Raw genomic sequence first — 22,086 nt, forward strand, 5'->3', positions numbered from 1 at the left:
GATACTACTTGGGGCCAAAAAATTCCGCAATTTATTCAGCAGCCGGTTCGGTTTGTGTTGCAGCAGTGCCAACGAATGTCACGATTGTGCCGATTGCACTGCTGAAATTGTAACCTTCGAGGCAGCAGCACCGCGCGCACCCCGATTGCCTCGGGTGATTTCGCGAGACGATGTTTCATTCCTTTTTTAGCACGCATCCGCTCAATTTGCTCGCCAACAAAAAAGCGTGTGACGAGACGCCACACGCTTTGCAAATCGTTCGAAGGGGCAACTGCTTGGTCACTACGGAATGAAGATGTCGAAGTTGATGAATGGGATCAACACGTTGTCGACATGATAGAAGTCGGCACCGGCACCGCCGTCCAAAAGGATCGTGCCGAGCAGCCCACCAGGGAAGTCGACGTCGGTGCGCAGTTCCAGCGTATCGACGCCTGTCCCGAAGAGGACGTTGACCATCGATTTGACTTCAGCGTTCTCCATAAACAGCATGTCATCGCCGCCGTCAAAATCGATGTCGAGCATGTCGATTTCGATTTGGCTGGTGGCTCCCATGAACTGAACGGAGTCCTCTCCACTGCCAAAGGCTAGCATTACCATTCCGTCGAATGCCGATCCCCCGCCGGCATCGCTGACGTTAAACACGTTGTCGCCATCGTCGCCGATAAAGATGATCGCCACATCGGGGCCCAACGATCCGGTGTCGCGTCCGCCGATCTCGCTGTCGCGAATGTCGGTGTGGCTACCCCAGCTGCCCGTTCCGTTGTCGACGCTCAAGCCGTATTGCATCGTCGAATTCTGCGACAGGAAGAGGTCGAAGCCATCGCCGTTGGCGATTTCAACAGCATCGCCGTAACCACCATCGGTCGGAACAACGGTGTCGCGGGCTTTGGTGTCGGTTCCGATGTTGCTATCGACGATTACGGTTTCGGTGTGACCATCGAAGTTTTCGATGTCCAAGTGGCCCAAGACATCCGCCTGATTGAAGACGACGATATCGACAGCCACACTCAGACTCGTTGGAGTCGAACCGCCAGCGGTTGGCGGAGCGACGATCAGTCCGGGTGGCAGTTGATCGCCATTGACGATGTTAATGCCGCCGAAAATCGTTGGCCGCGCGAGTGTTCCCGTCGGCAAGAAGCCCGTTGTATCGGGATCGTTAGCCGAGGTGAACGATGTCAAACTGCTGCCATCGCCGTTGGTGATGCTGACAACGGGATCAGCTGGCGCACCAGGCCCGCCGGGACGGAAGAACTGTTCGGCACCTATCGAAGTCGCATCGACAACCACGACATCATCACCGTCGCCATTGGAAATAAACAACGTCCCTTCGATCTCGCTGTTGCTGATCTCAGTCTTGGTGTCACCGTCATTGTTGTCGATATCGACGTTGTGACGGATGATCGAACCGTCGATCTGCAGTTCGCTGTAGGCGATATCGGGACGCGAAATTAAGAGATCTTCACCGATATCCACGCTCGTGAGGATATTGGTGTCGTCGTCGCGATTGGCGATGATCAGATTTTCGCCAATCTCGGTCGGGTTGGAGTTGTCACCCAGGGTAAAGATGTCATCGCCATGACCAAGCTCGACGATGATATCGTCGGTGATCCCATTGACGGTCAGCGAGGCAAATGTCTGAAGTCCGCCATCGAGCGTCAGCAGGGTGCCACTTTCGCCCTCAATAACAAACTGCCCGGGAACCGCGGTCCCATGCACTGCGATCCGATTGCTCGAAACATCGCCATCGAGCGTTAGATCGCCGACGACCGTCGTGTCGACGTTGACGACACCGGCCAACAAGCGACGGTCTTCCAAACATTCAGCCCTCAGACGCCGACGCGCCTGCTGTTTTCGACGCAGCGCTGGAGCAGGCTTTTTCGACTTTCGAAATAGCGACAACATTCTAGATCTCCCCGTAAGTAGCACTTGATGGCAACTTGGAATTAAAGAAAGAGACTTTGCCATCCCTGGCCGCACGCCAATCCACCTAGATCGGGTGCCGCACCGACCGCGCCTAATTTTGGCGATTGAAAGGATTCTTCCAATGCCACGGTTTGACAGGTTCGTGCCACTTATCTCACTTATACTCACGGTACCGATTAGCGACAAGCAAATCGTTTTCGAATGCACAAATCTTTAACTAAGTATTTGATATCGAGGCGGCACAGATTAAGTGTCCGGTAAACTCGCAGCCACCGCGAAGCTCTTGTCAATCGGCAAAGTTTGCCGTTTCCCACCCTCAACCAAACAATTCGTGTGACGAACACGAGAATCTTGGCTAGAACACGCGTGAGGGTCGGAATATAGTAGATCCACTGATTGCAACGTATTTCCAGGCGGTAGCATGTTGGTCCAACCGGGGCGTTGGCACGGTGTAATCTTCACGGCAGGGAGCCCAGGCAAGGTCAGGAGCTTCACGCGTGTTTGGTTCTCAGCTTTTTCGTTCCCATCCAAAAACCGCTCCAGCGGGGCAGAGCGAACTGTCCGGGCAGAGTTCGCGTCGGAAACGCAAATGCGATGCAAATCGCCGTCGCCGCAACGGTTTGCGGCGACAGATCGAACGACTCGAACAACGCCAACTGTTGGCTGCGGATATCGGCGTCGCCTACGGCGGCGTCGCCGACGCTTCGATCAGCGATACCAATAGCGGTCTGATCCTCGCCCTGGACACTTCCGCTGCGATCGCCGCACCGCTGCACAACGACAACCTGACCAACGACAGCGGTATCAGTGGAGCGGCGTTTACAGCCGACGGACGCCTGTTTGTCGCGATCAACGATGCCGCCGGTGGCCTTTCCGCGTTGCAACAGATCGATCCACGGGGAGGAACCGCGATCGGAACGCCGATCGATTTGGCGATCCGCATCGACGACCTCGCGACCGATCTGACTAGCGACACGATTTATGCACTGGGCAGCAGCGGAGGAGCGATCGCCAGTCAAATGTCGCTGTATAGCGTCGATATTACCAGCGGAGCGATCACACTTGCTGGACACGTGGATGCTTTCATGCCCGGCGGACTGGCCATCGACGCGTCGGGCAAAGCCTTTGTTTCCGCAAGAAACGCGACGACGGGAGCAGCGATCCTGCTGGAGATCGACCCGAGCGATGGCAGCATCCTGGCGTCGACAACTCTCGGCGCCGCCGCAGAATTTTCTGGCGACTTTGCCGGCCTCGGCTATCGCGACGATGGCGTTCTGGTTGGCAGCGATGCGGCAAACGGCAAGCTGTTCCAAATCGAATCGACAACCGGTGCGCTGACGCCCGTTTCGCTGCAAGATCCGGTTCACGGGGTGTTGGGCGATCTTGCCTTTTCACCTCAGAAGCGTGTGATCGATCAGGTCTATAGTGAAAACTTCAATCTCGACGATGGTGATTTCACGATCGACAACACCGGCCGTACGATCGACGGGCTATGGCATCGATCCCCCGGGCGACGCTTCGATGGCTTGTTGAACCACACGCCGATTCAATCCTTCTACTACGGCGCGTTTGAAACCGCTTTTGGCGACGGCCATTATGTTTTGACCGAGTCGCACCGCGGCACGATCACCTCGCCGCTGATCTCGCTTCCCGGCAAAGGGACGACGATCGTTAGCTTCTCGTATCTGTTGGACACCCGCCCCGAATTAGACACCGATTTCGTCAGCGTCTCGATTCTTGTCGATGGCGTGGCGACGCAGATCCTGTCGCGACAAGACGGCTCGTTGCCCGAGACGCCTGTCAATCAATGGTTGTCTGCGACGCATGACATCAGTCAATTCAACGGCCAAGAGATTCAGATCGAGTTTCTGTTCGACACAGGTGAGATTCCTAAGATCGATCCCGAGGGTTGGTACGTCGACGACATCGAAATCATCAACACGCCGCCGCCCGCGCTCTCCGGATACAAATGGAACGATCTGAACGCCGATGGCATCTGGGACGACAACGAACCGGGGCTCAACGGTTGGCAGATCTATCTGGATGCCAACGCCAACGGTCGCTACGACGTGGGCACGGAAAAGCTGTTCGAAACCCGCAACGACGGCACGCATGATGGCGCCTATTGGTTCGACGATTTGGATGCGGGAACCTACATCGTTCGTGAGCTTGTGCCCGAGGGATGGAAGCAGAGTTTTCCCGGCACCTCAAAGAACTACCAACATTTGGTGACGATCGATCCGGCCGGGGGAATTTGTGTCAACGGCGCGTTTGGCGAAGAACAGCAGCCCAATTTTGGCAACTATCAGACCGACATCTCGGGCTACAAATGGAATGACACCAATTTTGATGGTGTCTGGGATACGGGCGAACTCGGGCTCAACGGTTGGGAAATCTATCTCGATCTCAATAACGACGGAGATTTTGATCAGGGCGTCGACCAAAAAACGACAACGGCGTTTGATGGAACGCATGATGGCGCGTACAGCTTCACCGGCTTGGCTGCGGGAACCTATACAATTCGCGAAATCGTCCCCGAGGGTTGGAAGCAGCGCTACCCCGGTGCGGCATTCAATTTTCAACACGTCGTCCCGATCGATCCGCCCAATGGCCTGCGACATGTCAGTCGTTTTGAAGTTGCCGAGTCGGCGAACTTCGGAAATTGGCGACCGCAGGTGATCGGATACAAGTGGGACGACATCGATGGCGACGGCGTTTGGGACGACAACGAACCAGGACTCAACGACTGGATAATCTACGTCGATCACAACAACGACGGTTTATTGAACGCCGATGAACCTCGGTTCACAACGCAAAACGATGGCGAGCATGACGGCGCGTTCTGGTTGGATGGACTGGGGCCCGGCCAATACATGTTGCGCGAAGTGCTGCCGAGCAATTCGCTGCAAACCTATCCCGGCGTCGCGACCGATTGGGGCCATGAGATCACGATCTCGTCCGATCCAAACGCACAGATCATCGGCCGTTTTGGTGAAGAAGAAATTCCCAATTTTGGCAATAGCCAGATCGACATCTTGGGGCATAAATGGAACGACGTCGATGGCGATGGCGTTTGGGACGATGATGAATCGGGGCTCAACGGCTGGACGATTTATCTGGACCTTAATAATGACGGCGACTTCGATCCCGACGGTCCGACCCCCGAACCAAGCTTTGTGACGACCAACTATCGCGGCCAAGATGGCGTCTATTATTTCAGCGGCCTTGAGCCGGGCGAATACACGGTGCGAGAAGTCGATCGCGACGGCTGGCAACAGACCTATCCCGTGCCAATCGATTCGGTAGCCCCAGGACATGTGGTCACGATCGATCCGCCCGCGGGAATCCGCGTGATCAGCGATGCGGGCGTTGCGGCGGTCGCCAATTTTGGCAACACCCAGGTCGCTGATCTAAAGATCACGAAGACCGCGTTGGAGACGATGGTCACCGAAGGGGACTTTGTGATCTTTGAAGTCACCGCGGAGAACGTGGTTCCAGAAGGGGCCAACCCCGACGATTACGCGACGGCGTCCGGAATTGTGGTGACCGATCAATTGCCCGATGGGCTCGAGCCAGTCCGCGATAGCACTGGCGCGATCGTTCAGCCATCGACAAGCATTGGCAACGCAACGATCCCGCCGGATGCCGTAAACTCGACGGTCACCTGGAGCGGCTTCGATCTCGCCCCTGGCGAATCGGCGACGATGCAATTTGCTGTTCGCGTAGGGAGCGACGTCGGATCGACGCAAATCGAAAACGTTGCCACGGGCACTTCGGATCAACGCGATCCCGATCCAACAAACAACGACGACACCAACCCGGAAGGCAAGGCGACCCTCGATGTCGCCGCCTTGGTGCAGTTTATTTTGCCGATCGGAACGCTACGCGAGGGAACGCTGACGCACATTCCGCCGGTTGCCAATGCGGGGCCGACGATCAGCGGATTCCAGTGGAACGATCTCAATAGCGATGGCATCTGGGATGCCCAGGAACCGGGCGTCAGCGGATTTGGGATTTTTCTGGATCTCAATGGCAACGGTGTTCTCGATCCCGAAGCGAATGAACCATTGGCGGTCACCGATGCCGACGGTCGATATACGTTTACGGAGTTGGCGGACGGAACGTTGTTGAGCGATGGGACATATATTGTCCGACGCTTGGCCGCCTCGCGTTCCGAAGGGACGCTTGAGATCGCGTCGTTCCCGGAAGCTTCCGATTTCCATGAAGTCGAAATCAGTGGAGGCGTTTCGGTAGCGGGTACGGAACAAACGACGGAGTCGCCGAATTTTGGTAGCTTTGAATATGTCCCCTATCTGCGTCCCGCCGATGATCTTGCGGGCCATTTGACCGCCTGGGCAACCAATCCCCAATTGGCGGGCTCCGCTAACGCAGATCGGATGGTCGCCGCGGTTCAGCCTTGGCAACATTTTGGCGTTACCAATACCACCGACGCCACGATGACTCTCGATGGGTTGAATGTCTCGGGGATCGATCCTGGCATCACAGTGGTTCTCTATGAAGCCGATGCCAGCGGAAACCTACTGCGCGATATCGACGGACTTCCCGTCCTTCCCGCGTTTCTCTCCGGTAGCAGCGAACAGCTTTCAGTCGGCGAAACGAAATATTACATCGCCTTTTATGATCCAGCAGTACGAGTATCCGACGGTGCGCAGGTCACCCAACAGTCGCCCGATTGGTTGGCGGGAAATCAAACCCCAACTCACGATTTCGCCGCCGATGCCGAGATCGCGTTGAGTTCTTCCGGGACCGATCTGTTCCGCGTCCGATTGGTGGGTGGATCGACCTTCGACAGCGATATTTTTCATTCGGGGACTGTCAGTGGTGATGATTTCGCTAGATTTCAACAGGCGCAGGCAGAGGCCGCGCAATCGACGCCGGAAGATCCAATCTTCGACTTCACATCGGACATCAATACACGTTGTCCCAACGGAGCAGAGCAAACGATCAACACATGCACTTGGAGCGTGGCGGGGACTCCCACGCGTGAGCTTGCGTTGGGCGATTATGGCCCATTAAACGTCGAGTTCAGATATGTGCGACCGATCTGGATGGATCTGCAGCCCGATGTAAACCAAAATGGCCTGGGGACGGGGAACCAAGTCGTATTTACAGGCGATGCAATCAATCTTGCGGGCAACGCGGTGCTTGTAACTCCCGATAACCTTCCGCTGCAATCGCTGACGATTCAGATCGTTGGACCGACTGAAGCAAGTGACACACTGACTTCCGGCAGCAACACGGGCCAATTGTTGACATTCAACAATCTAACTACCGGCGCTGCCCAAAATATTTTGCGGCAATTGCAGTTTAGCACCGCTGCGTCTGATGTCGTGCGACAATTGTCGGTTTCGATTACGGCTGTCATCGAAGACAACCCCGCTTTGGAGTTTATCGATTCGAGCGAAGCCTACCGGTCCACGATTGTCACGGGCAAAGTATTGGTTTTACCAACTCCTTAACGTCCTGCCTTGTCGTCTTCGTAACAGTTTGTTTGTCGACACTTTGCTCGCGTCGCAGCGGCAAACGCTGTGATAGCAGGCTGATCGTGCTAGCAATGGAAAACCTGCAGGTATTTTTCTGGTTTGGCTCAAGTCATGGACTTGACGCGCTCCGCTTGGATTTCTGACACTCCGCTGGCCGCGCAGATTCCTGCAGCGACGAGCGCAAGGGAACGACGGAACGTTCCTTCACTGCAGCGGCGGATTCTTTACGACGTCATTGGATGACAGAAGAAATGCTAGGAAACACGCGACGCAGACGGCTTCGGACCGAACGACTGGAGCCCCGCAATCTGATGGCACTCGTGGCATTCGATATGCAAATCCTCGATGATGTTGAGGGGCAACCGGGGGCACCTTTGACCGCCCCGCTCCAGGCGGGCGACAGCTTTTTCCTTGAAATCACAGCGATGGAACGGGGCCAACAAATCGATGGTTTCGTGGGGCTTGCGTTAGACATCATGTGGGATCCCGCCTTTGTCCAGCCGCTTGATTCCCCTGCCGATCTGCTAAACACCATCACGACTGATTTGCCGATGTTCCGTGATGGGACTCTGCAGCCTGAGCTAGGACGCATTCTCAATCTTTCGGGTTATTCCGATGAGGCCGGAGGTGTCGGGCAACGAATTAGTGATGGTGAATTTGAACATTTTGCGTTGCTGCACTTCGAAGCGGTCACGGCGACCTCCAATACGGAATTCTCGTTGCTCGAAGGGTTTTCACAAACAGCAACGTACCCGCCATTGGGATTGCGCCACGAAGATCATGATTTCGATGTGGAGATGATCGAAATCGTTGCTGCAGATTCGCAGACGACGCTGCCCGAACAGGGCACCGATACTTCGAATGCGTTGCCCGACGTTGAAGTTGCATCGCCGGAGACGAATGAACCGACGAAGCCGGACGTGGCAGATCCATCGCCAACGATTGAAGCTACCGACGAGATAACGTTCCCGACCACTGAGGAGTCGAACACGACGGACGATGTCGCAGCGTCAACGAATGGGACCTCCGATGTCACGCTGTCGCTAGTTTCCGTCGCGAACGGAGATGTGCAGATTGGTGATTTGATCACGATCGACGTCCAGGTTTCGGAATCCGATCCCGATGCCGCGGGTGTCGGTGGGATTTCGATCGATGTCGACTGGGATCCTAGTGAGTTGCAGTTGGTGAATTCGGGTTCGATTACCGACGCGATCACCGAGAACTTTCCTGGCTTTCAGGGCGGAAGCATCGACACGGTGGCTGGTTTTATCGATGAACTGACCGGTGCGTCGTTTGAATCGGCGGGGATCGGGCGGGCGATCGGCGATGGAGTCGCCGAGACGTTTGTCACGTTGACTTTTGTCGCTCTTAAGCCGACCGACGGTTCTGCGATTACTGTCTCCTTGGGAGATGGCGGCGTCGGTCTGGTCGGCGACACCTCGGGCGCACCGATCGACGTCGCGGATGCCGAAACAAATGTAGAAATCGCCACCGCGGCATTGCCTCCGTTGATCCAAATTTCCACGTCGGGAACCGGCGGCGGTTTGGAGTTTGTTGCGCCGGGGAACAACGGCGTTCAATCGACGCTGCTGCGTCCGGGGAGCGTCGATTCATTGCAGTACATCGAGATTGCCAATGTCGGTGAAACGGTACTGGAAGTCTATGAGATTCAGTTCGGAGTCGCAGGGCTGTCGATCGCCGCCAGCGATTTGGCACTGGCCGATGGGTTTACTGTAGCACCGGGCCAGTCGCAGCGGATCGCCGTGGAGTTCACCGCAACACAGGCGGGAAGCGTTAACGAATCCGAAGGGATCGTTGTCGTCAGCAACGCTGGCAACCGCGGCCGCTATGCGATCAGCGCTACAGCGGAAACAACGTATGCTGCCGATCTGAATCTCGATGGTCGCGTGAATATCGCCGACGTCGTACTGTTGGACAGCGTGTTTGGACAAACGCGCGGCGACGGAATGTACAGTGAAAACCACGACCCGAACCTCGACGGCAGCATCGATTTGGGAGACTTTGGGCTGTTGAACGCTCAGTTCGGAATGCAGCAGAGTAGCGAGTCATTTGCTGTCGACATCGACGAGGAGGACGACGATCCATTCGATTCGACACTCGATCTACTCGCCCTGGATGCGTTGGCCAACACGAATGGCATCCACTGAACCTCCGCGTTCCTCATACCAAATTAGGGGCAAAGCGTACCAAACTTTCGTTCGCTTGATCCCGTTCGAACGCGTTTAGGGATCCGAAGTTGCCTAAATGTGACGCGGCAAACGGTTGGTGATATTGTCAAAGCGGGTTTTCCAAGAGAGTATGGTGAACCGACGAATTGTCGTCTTTTCCCACCTCCCTACCTCGCAAGACAAAGTCCTTCCCGATGCGAACGATAATCGATGGCCATCTCGACTTGGCCTGGAATGCAACTTCTTTTGATCGCGATCTACGACTCTCCCAGGATGAGATCCGGACGCGTGAGCAGTTGATGACCGATCTGAAGTCGCGAACGCGCGGCACCACCTGCTTTCCCGAACTCCAAGCCGGCAAGATCCAAGTCTGTATCGCAACCCTGCTGGCTCGCAGCGGACCCGCGACCGATCGACAAACAGGATATGCGCGGACCGACCTCGATTTTGCACATCATATCGGCGCCTATGCTGCCGCGCATGCGCAACTGGCTTGTTATCACTTATGGGAACAACAGGGAGCGATCCGGTGGATCCGGACGCTGGCGGATCTGGAGGATCATTGGACCAAGTGCAACGGTGAATCCGAACCGCCGCTGGGAATGATTCTATCGATGGAAGGTGCCGATCCGATTTCGGATCCCGATGAATTGCCCTACTGGTTCGGCGCTGGCCTGCGGGCGATCGGATTGTCTCACTATGGACACGGCCAATATGCGGCGGGAACTGCTGTCGAAGGTGGACTGACCGAAAAGGGAGAACAGCTGTTAGACGCGATGGCGAAACTCGGCATGGGGTTGGATGTAACACACCTGGCCGACCAGGCGATGGAACAAGCGTTCGATCGATTCACAGGAGTCCTGTGGGCGAGTCATCACAATTCACGAACGTTGGTTCCGGGGCAGCGTCAATTGTCGGACCAACAGATGAAAAGCGTCATCGAGCACGACGGAGTGGTCGGCGTGGCGTTTGATGCTTGGATGATGTACCCCGGTTGGGCGCGTGGTGAAACCGATCCCAACGTGGTGAGTATCGAAGCGGCGGCCGACCACATCGACTACGTATGTCAGATGGCAGGCAATACAAAACATAGCGCGATCGGCAGCGATCTGGACGGCGGATTTGGAACCGAACAGACGCCCGGCGATTTGAATTCCATCGCCGACATGCAGCGATTGGATGGAATCCTCTCGCGCCGCGGCTACAGCGATGATGATCTCAACGCAATCTTCCACGGCAATTGGATGCGAACCTTCCGGAAGTTGTTTGGCGGTTGCGCCCAATAGTGTCGATGGCTCGATTCGCGGTTAGCTCCCGCGAATCTCCACAGCGTGGCGACACCTCTTCATCATGTTGCTCCGGCCGGCGATCGTTCGATCGGCCGGAACTTTCTCTCTAACATGACGCATCACTCATCGCCATCGCTCTGCTTCCATGCTCTCGCCGCGTGTCGGTTATCCGATTCGCGGTTCCTCGTGATTCGTAAACGGGGGGGATGCGACCGACTTAAGCTTCCTAACCGCCACTCAGCAGCCCCCCATGTTGGGACTTGACCGTTTTCTATACTCACACGTCGCGATTGGTGGTGTATAAGTATAGAAAACGCATCGAGGTGGAAATCAACTGATTGGACCGATGCACTCTACAGTCAGTCGCCTAGCAGTGATAAGATTTTACGGAGAAGAAAGAGTTCTCTAGTGGCCTATTTATCACATTGCAGGCTTTCTGAATTGCGTAAACTAGCTAGAATGTGGCCGGGCGTTACATTAAAACTTGAGAGGAATTGAACAGTGGCAAAACGAGCGAATTCGATGGCCAGCACCATCACCGAATATTTGGTAGAGAATCCAGAGATCACTTGGAAGGATGCAGCGGCTACGCTGGAACCTAAGGGGATCAGCGAGAGCTACTTCAGCAACCAGAAGTCGAAGCTGCGTAAGGAAGGCGTTTTGCCAAGCTCGGGACGCAAGAAGGCTGGCCGCAAGCCAGCTGCTGCCAAGTCGACCGCCGCGAAGAAGAGCACGGCGAAGAAGCCAGCCGTCGCGGGTGGCGAACTGGCCTCGGCAGCTGAATTTGCCCGGACCGCGGGTGGATTGAGCGAAGCACGACGCTTGTTGGACCAATTGGGCGACGTCCAAATCTAAGCTGTTCCTCTGTTCTAGTGGACATCGCCCCGCGTGGGCGATCGCTTGGATCGAGCCCCCCCTCTCGTCTATCGGGATGTTTGGGGGCTTCGTATTTCGGGGAAGGCCAGCGATTCCGATGAGATCGTTGGCTTGGGAAAAGGTGAAAAGGCGACCTTTTCTGATGATCGTCCTCGAAATCGCTCTTCCCAATACCTGGGGAACTTCGATACGCTAGGGGAATCGATTTCGTAATTCGATTCACGCCCCCTTCGGACTGAAGTCAATGCACCGGCAGCACCTGCTAATCGCGACCTGCATTTTGGGCTGGGCAGGCACAGCTGTGGCTCAGCAAACCTCGACAGCGGCGTCTCTAAAGACCGCCTATTCGATCTCCAAAAACGCCACGTCCGAGTCCGACTACACGCAGATCATCGATCAGATTCAACAGTCCGATCTGGCTGCGGCGGATCAAGAGGTTCGAGACTACGGAAACCAGTTGCTCGCCTGGGCGCTGAACCGACGTGGCGAAATGCGCTGGGACCGGATGCAGGATCCCGATGACGAAGTTGCAATGGCGGCGATCGAAGACTTCCGTGAATCGTTGCGTCTAGATCCCAAGCGCTGGCGCGCGAAGCAGAACATGGCGTTTGTCTACGCCACGCGCGGTCAGATGAAAGAGGCTGAGGCGCTGTTCGACGATGTGATCCAAACCAAACCCGATCACGCCAACGCCTATTTCAATCGCGGTGAGCTCCGTTACGAGATGGGAAAATTGCCGGCAGCGATTTCCGACTACGATCGCGCGATCGCGCTTCAGCCAAGCGAAGCCGACTTTTACACGGGCCGTGCCCACGCTCGGTTCCAACATGGCGATGTAGGACCCGCGATCGATGACTATCGCCGCGCGTTCCAGTTGGACAAAGCGAACGCCACCCGCGCGATCGATCTAGCCGACGCATTGCAGAACGCGGGCCAGTGGCGAGCGGCTGCGGAAAACTACCGAAACGCGTTGCAGTTGGACGCTCAGAATCTTCGCACCCAATTGAACCTCGCCTGGTTATTGGCGACATGTCCCGATGGCAGCCTACGCGACGGACAGCAGGCCCTTGAGATCACCCAGGGGCTGCGCGATATTCCCGCCAACGAAGAGTTCCGTTATATCGATACCTACGCTGCGGCGTTGGCCGAAACGGGGCAGTTCGAAAAAGCGACCCGTGTTGCCCAGACAGGGCTGAACCTGGTCCCCGCGTCGGAGCGGAGTGGATTCGAGGCGCGGGTGGCGAACTACAAATCGAATCAACGTTATCGCCAATCTCCGATCCGACAGGTCGGCGGGCAATAAAGACAAGACTTGTGGTGCTACCAGGAAGGGAGTGCCGCATTACCAACCGAGCAAGGAAGCTCTCATGTCCGCCAATCGATCCCGCCCCGCGCTGGCTCTCGCCGCAACCACCGCATTACTATTCTCGCTGAGCGGTTGCAATTCAAAGCCTCAGTTGTCGAATCTGATGGATTCGTTTGGCAAAGCTGAGGTGCAAGCCAGCCCCGAAGTCTGGGACGAACATACGGTCGGGCTGCCGTTCGTTTTCGGATACGACGAAGGCTTGGCGAAGGCCAAGGCGGAAGGGCGACCGGCGATGGTTTTCTTGACGACGACATGGTGCAAGTGGTGTAAACGGATGTCGGCCACGTGTCTGCAAGATCCCGAGATCCGCACGCTTCTGGAACAGAACTTTGTTTTGGTCCTTGTCGATGGCGATCAAGAGTCGGCAGTCAAACGGAAGCTGAAGAACACCGGATATCCACACATCGTTTTCATCTCGCCCGACGAACAGATCCTTGCTTCGCAGAACGGCTTTGCCGAACCGGATGCCTTCAAGCAGGTGATCGCTCAGGCGCTTAGCACTTCATAATTTCTAATCTGTTGGGAGCGAACGTCGATGCGCAACTTCATTGCCAAATGGTTTCGAAAGCCCGATCAATCCGTTGCTCCGCAGCGAGCCGAGGCTGCACCGATCCAACGCTCCAAACCGCGAACCGCGCGGCAGCGCCGGATGGAGGCTTCGCTTGCGTCGCTGCGTTTGCTGCCGCCATCGCTGGTGCGGCAACTGGAATCCCACGGCTTGGTCAGCGTCAAAGATCTACTGAACTTGAACCTGACCGAGTGGGCGTCGGAGCGAGGATTAAGCAAATCGCATCAGAGTCAATTACGGACCGTTCGGCGAGCAATTCGGATGGCGATGTCACTGCGAGTGATGCATCCGCGCGACGCCTACCTGTTGATCGCGATCCATCGTCGCAGTCCCGAAGACGTTGCCTCCGATTCGCCCAGGCATCTGTTCCGCGATCTCGAGCGGTTCGCATTGTCCAGTCGCGGCCGAGCGCTGATGCGACGGATCGATTTCCCGTCAATCGATCGCGTGTCGACTTGGATCACAGCGGCTCAAGACCATCAGTTCTCGCATCTCGCGACGTCTCAATCTGGCGGCTCCTCGGATCTGCAAACGACATCGCACGGGACATTGTCTCGCTAGTCGCAAACCTGGCTCGCGCTGTGCGGCTGACGACGATCGTCGCCCAAGCACTTTGGTCGAGCCGCAAACAACAAAATCACGGAGAGACGCATGTCGCAGATTATGACGATCCTGCGAGCTGCACACTGTCGTAGCACGCACCATTATTTCGCACTCGATGCATTGCGGTGCATCAACACCGAACGTGGTGGCCGCTTGGCCGACCTGCTGCTGAAGCACTACGACCAATATCTCAAAGGGGCCAAAGATCCCGACAGCAAGTTCCGCGACTTCCAGAATCACGTGCTACACGTCGGCGATGGCAACTGGGGCGGTGCGCCGCGCGCGTGCGAAAAGTGGTTGAAGACCGCCATCAATCATCTCGATAGCGAGGAATGGGAATACGCCGCGTACGACCTGGGCGTGCTGAGCCATTACTTCACCGATCCGATCATGCCGCTGCATACCGCGTCGAGCGATCCCGAAGGGATCGTGCACCGGCCGCTGGAATGGAGCGTCTGCCAGAGTTACGAAGAGATCTACGAACGCTGGGCCCGCGGCAAAGTGCGAGTCACGTTTCAGCTGCCCGATGGGAATAACTGGATCACGCAAGCGGTCACGGCGGGGGCCGAACGTTCCCACGCCTATTACCATCGGATCATCGAGATCTACGATCTGGAACGAGGCGTCAAGCGACCGCCCGAGGGACTCAACGGAGAGTCGCGGGATATCCTGGCCGAAATGTTTGGGATCGCGATCACCGGCTGGGCGAGGATCTTGGAACGGGTCGCCGAACAATCGATCTGCAAGATGCCCAACGCCGGTCTGACAGCGGCAACACTGGTCGCGGCGATCGACATGCCGGTCACATGGATCTTGAAAAAGATCTCCTCGGCAAAAGAGAAGTCGGCGGTCGCGGCGATCTTCAACGAATACAAAACGACCGGCACCGTGCGAGTCAATTTGCCGCCGGAGGTGCGCAGCGTGCGAACCGAGATGGCGATGACCGTCAATCGAAACACGCCGATCAATCCTCCCGTATCGCCCACGCCAGCACCACGTCCGGTCTCAAGCAACGCAACCGCGGCGCCCGCTTGGGCCCCAACGCCGATTGCGACATCACAAGAAACGCAACCACAGCCTGCCACACCAACACCGTCAAGCGAACCGTCGGCACCAGCTTGGTTGCCAGCGGCAGCGAGTGTCACCGAACCGGTCGCCCAAGAACCTGTCGATTCATTCGAGCCAGCCGCAATAGCAGACCAACAATCGGCGGTCGAGTCGGTTCCATTTACGAGCGGTCGTGTCGCCGATTCGAGGTATACGGAAAGGGAGCCAAGCGTTTCGGAGCAGAGCGATTTGGTCGACGCTCCATCGATCGGACCCAAGACAGCTCAGCGGTTTACCAAGATCGGGATCGATACGATCGGTCAATTCCTGGCGGCTCAGCCCGAAGTGCTGGCGGTCAAACTGGAGACGCGTTGGATCAACGCCGATCTGCTGTCCGACTGGCAGGCTCAGGCCCGTTTGGTCTGCGGCGTCGCGTCGCTGTGCGGATACAAATCGCAATTGTTGGTCGCCGTCGATTGCCGATCGGTCGATCAACTGGCTGCTCAAGAGGCAGCTGCGCTAGCGAGCCGAATCTCCGACTACTGCGACACCAAAGCGGGAGAGCGGATTTTGCGAAGCAGTTCGCGTCCCGATGCCGAAGACGTCGCCCAGTGGATCGCCGACGCACAACGCGGCGCAGCGAGTCGGGCAGCGTAAACGAAACCGATCAGATCGATCCGGCGTTTGCCGAGCGTTACTTTTCGATATCGAAGTCGGCAATCTTGCGATAGGCTGTCGCTCGGCTGATCCCCAACCGCTTAGCCGCTTCGGGAATGTTGCCGCCGCAGCGGTCCAACGCTTCGCGGATCAGTTTCTCTTCCCAGACATCCAACCGCAGCGTATCGGTCACCTCGACACCAGCGTCACGCAAACCGAGGTCATCCGCTTCGATCGTGTTGCCATCGAACATCACGATCGCGCTGTCGATCACGTTTCTCAGCTGCCGCACGTTGCCGGGCCAAGCATACGAGAGCATCCGTTTTCTGGCCGCTTCGGAGAACTGGATCGAGGGACGAGCATGCTGCCGGGAAAAGTGTTCCAGGAAGTGATCCATCAACAGTTCGATATCTTTGCCGCGGTCGCGTAGTGGCGGAACGTGTAATTCAAAAACGCTCAGGCGGTAATAAAGATCTTCGCGGAAGCGTTTCTCGCGGACAAATTCGGCGAGATCGCGATTGGTCGCGGCGATGATCCGCACATCGACGCGGATTTCATCGACACCGCCGACCGGTAGGAAGGGATGTCCTTCCATGATCCGCAACAGCTTGGCTTGGCCTTCGAGTGTCAGTTCGCCGATCTCGTCGAGGAACAGCGTTCCGGTGTGGGCCTGTTGGAACCAACCGATGTGATCGCGATCGGCTCCGGTGAACGAGCCCTTCTTGTGACCAAACAACTGGCTCTCGATCAAGTCGCGAGGGATCGCCGCGCAGTTGACGCTCAACAGCGGTCGTTCCCGCCGCCCGCTGTGGAAGTGGACATCGCGAGCGACCAGCTCTTTTCCGGCACCGCTCTCGCCACGGATCAGCACGCAACCATTTGCTCTGCCGACACGTTCGATCTTCGATTTCAAACGCATCATCGGTGGACTCTCACCGATCAGGTCGTTTGTCTCCGCATTCCGCGAGAACAATCGGTCGCGTTCGACTTGCAACGCCGCCGTTCGTCGAGCGCTCGCCAACGCGACGCCCAACAACTGCCCCGAGTTCAGAGCCAATTCGAAGTGTCGTTCGGTGAAGCGATGGTCGTTGCGATACAGATGCAGCACGCCAGCCACGTCTTCGCCATGCTGCAACGGGACACAGATCGCATCGGTCCACTGGGTCTTCTGTCCCGGCGAGGTCGATTCTTCCTTGAACCAAAACGCTTCGCCATCGTTGGTGACGCGGCGGGTCAGGTCGGCGCTCAGCTTGATCTTTTCAGCAGCTTCGGACGGGAAGACGTATTCGGGTTGCAGCTTGCCATCTTCGCCCAACCACATGAAACCAATCACATCGGCTTGCGTGCGATCCTTCAATAGTTCGGTGGCGATCTGGATGATCGATTCGGGATCGCCGCTGCCGATCAACTGTAGACTCAATTGATAAAGATCGACCAGGTAGCCGACGTCGGCGATTTTGCGGAGCGGATCCAACGGCCCAAAATTGCTCGACGATAGACCGCCTGAGATCGGCCGATCCAGCACAATCGTCTGCTCGCGGTTGTTGGCATCCCCCGATTCGCCGTTGCCATCAAAGAACTGCAGTTCCGACGTTCCAACCAGAATCGTGTTGCTGTCTTGCAGAGTGGCATGGTCGGTCTTTTGCCCATTAACCAACAGACCGTTGCGGCTGTTGGTGTCGCGGACCTGCCAGTGCGAATCCTCGTGAAACAGCACCGCGTGATACCGCGAACTGACCGGATCGGTTAACATGATTTCGCAATTAGCATCGCGTCCGACGTGCAATGTATGCAGCGGATCGAGTCGAAATCGGCGTCCGGTATCGGGACCAGAACAAACTTTGAGATACGCCACCATAGAAATCGCGAATGGGTTCTGAACGGGGAAAACTATCGTTAATTGTACCGCGATTGCCCGACGACGGGGACGCCATGTTAAAACTCATCCAAATACAAACCCCGCAGTGGGGTGCGTTATCTGCCCGAACGCCTCAACAAAACAGCATCCGCCAACAAGGCTTTGGTATCCTTCATGAACGAATCGTCCTCCAATCAACGTCCCGAAGTCGTCTGGCACGACCAATCGGTCAGCCGTGAAGATCGCGAACGCCAGCTGGCACAGCGTGGTTGTGTCGTCTGGTTTACGGGGTTGAGTGGTTGCGGCAAAAGCACGATCGCCAACGCCGTCGACCGCAAGTTAAGCGAACTGGGGGCGGTCACGACGCTGTTGGATGGCGATAACATCCGACATCATCTGTGCGCAGGTCCGGATCGCTTGACCGCGGAACATGGCCCCGAGTTTGCCGAACGCTTCGGACTGGGGTTTGGAGCGATCGATCGCGAGGAAAACATTCGCCGAATCGGCGCCGTTGCCGAGCTGTTCGCATCGACGGGAATCATCACGCTGACCGCGTTTGTCAGTCCCTACGCACGCGACCGGCAAAGGGTTCGTCAGCTGATCGAATCGGTCGGCCGCGGCGGCGACTTTGTCGAGGTCTTCGTCGACACGCCGCTGGAAACGTGTGAACAACGCGATCCCAAGGGACTCTACAAAAAGGCCCGCGCCGGTGAGATCCAGAACTTCACCGGAATCAGCGATCCCTACGAAGCGCCCCCCTCGCCCGAAATCCATCTGCAGACAGCCGACAAGTCTCCCGAAGCACTGGCCGACGAGATCGTGAACTATCTGAAGCAGAACGGGATGCTGATCCGTACCTAGTGCTTCATCCACATTTGACTTTAGGGTGGTGGACGAGGTCACGAGTCCAGTCGCGCCAAAGATTAGTAGGGGACTCGTAACCTCGTCCACTACCATCAGTCCTAAAATCAAAGTTTGACAAACCACTAGGAGAGCAAACGATGAAAATTGACAGCCACCACCACCTGTGGAACTACGATCCCGCACAATACGGTTGGATCAGCGAGCATATGTCGGTCCTGCGACGCGATTTCACGCCCGCCAATTTGCAGACCGAACTGACCGGGGCGGGGATCGATGCAGCCGTCGCCGTTCAAGCGCAGCAGACGGTTGCCGAAACGCAATGGCTGATCGAACAAGCCGAACAGAATCGATCGATCGTGGGAGTTGTCGGTTGGGTGCCGCTGGCCGACGACCGGGTCGATAGCGAACTGGATCGCTTGCATCAGCACGAGGTGCTCAAGGGAATCCGCCACGTCGTCCAAGACGAACCGCAGGACGATTTTATCCTCGGCGATGCCTTCAACCGTGGCGTGGCAAAGCTGCAGGGATTTGGGCTGGTCTACGACATCTTGATCTACGGCAAACACCTGGGACCGACGATCGAGTTTGTCGACCGGCATCCGAGCCAGCCGTTTGTGCTGGACCATATCGCCAAGCCGACGATCCGCGGCGAGCAGTTCGATAAAGACTGGGCGACGCAGTTGCGAGAACTGGGGCGACGCCGGAACGTCGTCTGCAAGTTCTCCGGCGTCGCGACCGAAGTCAGCGACGAGGGAGCGGCGATCGAGACGATTCGCCCGTACTGGGAGGCCGCGTTGGAAGCGTTTGGCCCCAATCGACTGATGTTTGGCAGCGATTGGCCCGTCTGCCTGCTGAAAATCTCCTATCGCCAATGGGTCGACATGGTCGCCGAATTAGCGAGCGGCCTGACCGCCGCGGAGCAGAAGCAATTCTGGGGGCTGACCGCGGCCACAACGTATGGGTTGAGCTTTCCCAGCCGCCGATAGCATAAGCTGCGTAAACCAGGCGAGATATTCATCGGAGGAGTTCTCCGTCTTGGTTCGGTTTTGACGATTCTTTCAATCTCATCGCTAACGCGGGTCGATCCCTGAGAGCAAGGAATACGGTTTGCTGAATAACCGTCTGCGTTTGATCAGGGAAGGATTCGCGATGAAACAGCTATTGGTCGTTGCCGGTTTGTTATGCTTGTTGTCGAGTACCGGCGGATGCGCGAAAGCGTGGACTCGCGGTGGCTGCAGTTCGGCCTCCTGCGAATGTGGACAAGGACAATGTAACAATGGCGGATGCCAAAGTTGCCAGGGCCAGGGACAATGCTCCAGTGGCCAATGTGGCAACGGAGCCCGCGGAATGGGATCTTGCTGCCGCGGCGGAGTCAGCACCGGCTGCCGTCCCGCTAACCTCTCTTGGCAGCAGGGGGGAACCGATTACGGTCACAACCTGACTTACCCCCAAGTGAAGAATGGCCAGATGCAGCAGAACCCGGGACCACCGGCTGCTTCGACTGCTTACCCGTACTACACGACTCGCGGCCCGCGTGACTTCCTGAACGCCAATCCGCCGTCGATCGGGTACTAATCAAACGCTCGGCTATCGCGCCGATCGCATGGAACAAAGGGGAGCCGTTTGCTCAAACATCTCCCTATGTTCCCTAAAAAGCCCGAACCCCGATACAATAAGGGTTCCGCTGTCATTGCCGCGAAACGCATCTCGCCGCAAGGCGGATGCCCCGAACGCGGATTTCGCAGTCCGCTGATCTGAACAGGAAGATCTCGATGGCTTCTGACTTTCGCCTCAAAGAACAACTGCCCGAACTGACCGATCAGATCGTCGCGACTTACACCGCCGACGACAAAATCAATCATCTGGGACACTGCCCGCTGCCCAGCTATGACGCGGTCCTCTCGATCGTCGAAGACATTAAAGAGATCATCTATCCGGGCTACCGTCGCCGCACCGGGCTACACCGCGGCAACATCGGGTATCACGTCGGCAGCCTTGTCGACCGTTTGCACGACACGATGACCACTCAGATCGGTCGCGCACTGCAGCACGAAGATCGCGTGCGGCACAACCACGGCGATTGCGAATCGCAAGTCGATTACGAAGCCAAAGGACAAGCGATGGCGGTGGAGATGCTGAAACGCATTCCCGACCTGCGAAGGATTCTCGCTACCGATGCCCAAGCCGCCTTCGATGGCGATCCGGCTTGCCAAACCACCGACGAGATCATCTTCTGCTATCCAGGGCTCGAAGCGGTGTCGGTCTTTCGCATTGCGAACCAGTTGCTGCAATTGGGCGTTCCATTCATCCCACGGATGATGACCGAACAGGCTCACATGAACACCGGTATCGACATCCATCCGGGTGCAACGATCGGCGATCACTTTTTCATCGACCACGGCACCGGCGTGGTGATTGGCGAGACCTGCAACATCGGCAATCATGTAAAGCTGTACCAGGGCGTGACGCTGGGTGCATTAAGCTTCCCGACCGACGCAGATGGCCATCTGATTCGCGGCCAGAAACGCCACCCAACGATCGAGGATCGCGTTGTCGTTTATGCCAACGCGACGATCTTAGGTGGCAAGACGGTGATTGGTCACGATACCGTGATCGGTTCGAGCGTCTGGGTGACCAGCAGCGTTGCTCCTCGCAGCACGGTCGTGCTCGAAAAACCGAAGCTACGGGTGCGAGCCGAGATGCCCGACGACATGGCCCCCGAACTGAACTACCAAATTTAGTCGTCCCGTTCGGAATCGAGACTTGGCGCCGAAGTCGGCTGCCGCGTGAGCTCACAGATTCAGTCGGCGAGGGCATCGCTGCTAACGCCATCGAGCGAGATCGGTTGCTGACCGATCCGGCCAAGTTCATCTTGAGAGCGACGGCTGCCCATGCTCGGCCAACCGGTGACTTCGGTCAGCTCGGGCATCAGTTCCAGCATTTGCTCGCGGAGCATCGTGACCAGCCGCTGCGTCCGCAGGTCACCGCCGTGCTCGCACAACGTCAGAATCGTCTTCATCATTCGGACCAGCTTGGCCCGATGAGCGATCGACTGGCTGAGCCGCATATCGGGCTCGATCAGCAGTTCGGCCAGCGGCACCTCCAACGCGTCGCGCCAACACATCAGCACCGACATCGGCACGTCGGTCGATGGCTTCTCCTGTTCGCGGAGATCGCGCATCGGAACTCCGCTGCGTCGCGAGATGGTCCGGATCGTAACGTTTTGCTGCTCGCGAACCTTACGAATACGGTGGAATGGCCCCGTCGGGCGGCTTGGCGTTGGGCCCGAGCCACAATAGCCTTCTTCGTCGCTCCACGGAGCGCTGCCCATATCGATGTGCC

Annotated in this window: 15 protein-coding genes; 12 read left to right on the plus strand and 3 right to left on the minus strand. The window is 57.0% G+C overall.

Annotated features, from left to right (window positions below):
* Nucleotides 1–282: 282 nt before the first annotated feature.
* The gene (locus tag EC9_RS18630; protein WP_145347587.1) at nucleotides 283–1,902 is read right to left on the minus strand and encodes a hypothetical protein; all 1,620 of its coding nucleotides are present in this window, start codon (nucleotides 1,900–1,902) and stop codon (nucleotides 283–285) included.
* A gap of 518 nt (nucleotides 1,903–2,420) precedes the next feature.
* On the opposite strand from EC9_RS18630, the gene EC9_RS18635 reads away from it, so the two are divergent.
* The 8 genes from EC9_RS18635 (at nucleotide 2,421) to EC9_RS18670 (ending at nucleotide 16,022) form a co-directional block, all read left to right on the plus strand.
* On the plus strand, nucleotides 2,421–7,403 hold the full coding sequence (locus EC9_RS18635; RefSeq protein WP_145347589.1) for a DUF11 domain-containing protein: 4,983 nt from the start codon (nucleotides 2,421–2,423) through the stop codon (nucleotides 7,401–7,403).
* A gap of 356 nt (nucleotides 7,404–7,759) precedes the next feature.
* On the plus strand, nucleotides 7,760–9,595 hold the full coding sequence (locus EC9_RS18640; RefSeq protein WP_145347591.1) for a dockerin type I domain-containing protein: 1,836 nt from the start codon (nucleotides 7,760–7,762) through the stop codon (nucleotides 9,593–9,595).
* Nucleotides 9,596–9,810: 215 nt separating this feature from the next.
* Complete coding sequence (locus EC9_RS18645) at nucleotides 9,811–10,902, plus strand: dipeptidase (protein WP_145347593.1); 1,092 nt, start codon at nucleotides 9,811–9,813, stop codon at nucleotides 10,900–10,902.
* A gap of 504 nt (nucleotides 10,903–11,406) precedes the next feature.
* On the plus strand, nucleotides 11,407–11,760 hold the full coding sequence (locus EC9_RS18650; RefSeq protein WP_145347595.1) for a hypothetical protein: 354 nt from the start codon (nucleotides 11,407–11,409) through the stop codon (nucleotides 11,758–11,760).
* A gap of 322 nt (nucleotides 11,761–12,082) precedes the next feature.
* On the plus strand, nucleotides 12,083–13,084 hold the full coding sequence (locus tag EC9_RS18655) for a tetratricopeptide repeat protein (RefSeq protein ID WP_218934254.1): 1,002 nt from the start codon (nucleotides 12,083–12,085) through the stop codon (nucleotides 13,082–13,084).
* A gap of 64 nt (nucleotides 13,085–13,148) precedes the next feature.
* On the plus strand, nucleotides 13,149–13,655 hold the full coding sequence (locus tag EC9_RS18660) for a thioredoxin family protein (RefSeq protein ID WP_145347599.1): 507 nt from the start codon (nucleotides 13,149–13,151) through the stop codon (nucleotides 13,653–13,655).
* A gap of 27 nt (nucleotides 13,656–13,682) precedes the next feature.
* On the plus strand, nucleotides 13,683–14,276 hold the full coding sequence (locus tag EC9_RS18665; RefSeq protein WP_145347601.1) for a DUF4332 domain-containing protein: 594 nt from the start codon (nucleotides 13,683–13,685) through the stop codon (nucleotides 14,274–14,276).
* A 90-nt stretch (nucleotides 14,277–14,366) separates the two neighbouring features.
* A complete protein-coding gene (locus EC9_RS18670) occupies nucleotides 14,367–16,022 on the plus strand; it encodes a DUF4332 domain-containing protein (protein WP_145347603.1) in 1,656 nt (551 codons plus the stop codon).
* Nucleotides 16,023–16,059: 37 nt separating this feature from the next.
* Here EC9_RS18670 and EC9_RS18675 read toward each other — a convergent pair whose 3' ends face one another.
* On the minus strand, nucleotides 16,060–17,880 hold the full coding sequence (locus tag EC9_RS18675) for a sigma 54-interacting transcriptional regulator (protein WP_145122877.1): 1,821 nt from the start codon (nucleotides 17,878–17,880) through the stop codon (nucleotides 16,060–16,062).
* A gap of 174 nt (nucleotides 17,881–18,054) precedes the next feature.
* On the opposite strand from EC9_RS18675, the gene cysC reads away from it, so the two are divergent.
* The 4 genes from cysC (at nucleotide 18,055) to EC9_RS18695 (ending at nucleotide 21,485) form a co-directional block, all read left to right on the plus strand.
* Nucleotides 18,055–18,741 carry an adenylyl-sulfate kinase gene (gene cysC, locus EC9_RS18680; protein WP_145347605.1) on the plus strand — a complete coding sequence of 229 codons (687 nt, stop codon included), beginning with the start codon at nucleotides 18,055–18,057 and terminating at the stop codon, nucleotides 18,739–18,741.
* 140 nt (nucleotides 18,742–18,881) lie between these two features.
* Entirely contained in the window at nucleotides 18,882–19,730 is an 849-nt protein-coding gene (locus EC9_RS18685) for an amidohydrolase family protein (RefSeq protein WP_145347607.1), read from the plus strand.
* A 163-nt stretch (nucleotides 19,731–19,893) separates the two neighbouring features.
* Nucleotides 19,894–20,319, plus strand: a complete 426-nt coding sequence (locus EC9_RS27045) for a hypothetical protein (protein ID WP_246105764.1) — start codon at nucleotides 19,894–19,896, stop codon at nucleotides 20,317–20,319.
* Nucleotides 20,320–20,516: 197 nt separating this feature from the next.
* Nucleotides 20,517–21,485 (plus strand): serine O-acetyltransferase, encoded by a 969-nt coding sequence (locus EC9_RS18695; protein WP_145287255.1) that lies wholly within the window; start codon nucleotides 20,517–20,519, stop codon nucleotides 21,483–21,485.
* A gap of 59 nt (nucleotides 21,486–21,544) precedes the next feature.
* Here EC9_RS18695 and EC9_RS18700 read toward each other — a convergent pair whose 3' ends face one another.
* Entirely contained in the window at nucleotides 21,545–21,925 is a 381-nt protein-coding gene (locus EC9_RS18700) for a hypothetical protein (protein ID WP_145347609.1), read from the minus strand.
* Between the last annotated feature and the right edge of the window lie 161 nt (nucleotides 21,926–22,086).

The sequence above is a fragment of the Rosistilla ulvae genome, assembly GCF_007741475.1.
GTDB lineage: Bacteria > Planctomycetota > Planctomycetia > Pirellulales > Pirellulaceae > Rosistilla > Rosistilla ulvae.

Excerpts from the sequence above, each read along its gene's own strand:
- EC9_RS18665 (WP_145347601.1), top strand. The coding sequence starts at position 13,683 with ATGCGCAACTTCATTGCCAAATGGTTTCGAAAGCCCGATCAATCCGTT.
- EC9_RS18660 (WP_145347599.1), top strand. The coding sequence starts at position 13,149 with ATGTCCGCCAATCGATCCCGCCCCGCGCTGGCTCTCGCCGCAACCACC.
- EC9_RS18700 (WP_145347609.1), bottom strand. The coding sequence starts at position 21,925 with ATGCGCGATCTCCGCGAACAGGAGAAGCCATCGACCGACGTGCCGATG.
- EC9_RS18675 (WP_145122877.1), bottom strand. The coding sequence starts at position 17,880 with ATGGTGGCGTATCTCAAAGTTTGTTCTGGTCCCGATACCGGACGCCGA.
- cysC (WP_145347605.1), top strand. The coding sequence starts at position 18,055 with ATGAACGAATCGTCCTCCAATCAACGTCCCGAAGTCGTCTGGCACGAC.
- EC9_RS18685 (WP_145347607.1), top strand. The coding sequence starts at position 18,882 with ATGAAAATTGACAGCCACCACCACCTGTGGAACTACGATCCCGCACAA.
- EC9_RS27045 (WP_246105764.1), top strand. The coding sequence starts at position 19,894 with ATGAAACAGCTATTGGTCGTTGCCGGTTTGTTATGCTTGTTGTCGAGT.
- EC9_RS18695 (WP_145287255.1), top strand. The coding sequence starts at position 20,517 with ATGGCTTCTGACTTTCGCCTCAAAGAACAACTGCCCGAACTGACCGAT.
- EC9_RS18670 (WP_145347603.1), top strand. The coding sequence starts at position 14,367 with ATGTCGCAGATTATGACGATCCTGCGAGCTGCACACTGTCGTAGCACG.
- EC9_RS18630 (WP_145347587.1), bottom strand. The coding sequence starts at position 1,902 with ATGTTGTCGCTATTTCGAAAGTCGAAAAAGCCTGCTCCAGCGCTGCGT.
- EC9_RS18645 (WP_145347593.1), top strand. The coding sequence starts at position 9,811 with ATGCGAACGATAATCGATGGCCATCTCGACTTGGCCTGGAATGCAACT.
- EC9_RS18640 (WP_145347591.1), top strand. The coding sequence starts at position 7,760 with ATGCAAATCCTCGATGATGTTGAGGGGCAACCGGGGGCACCTTTGACC.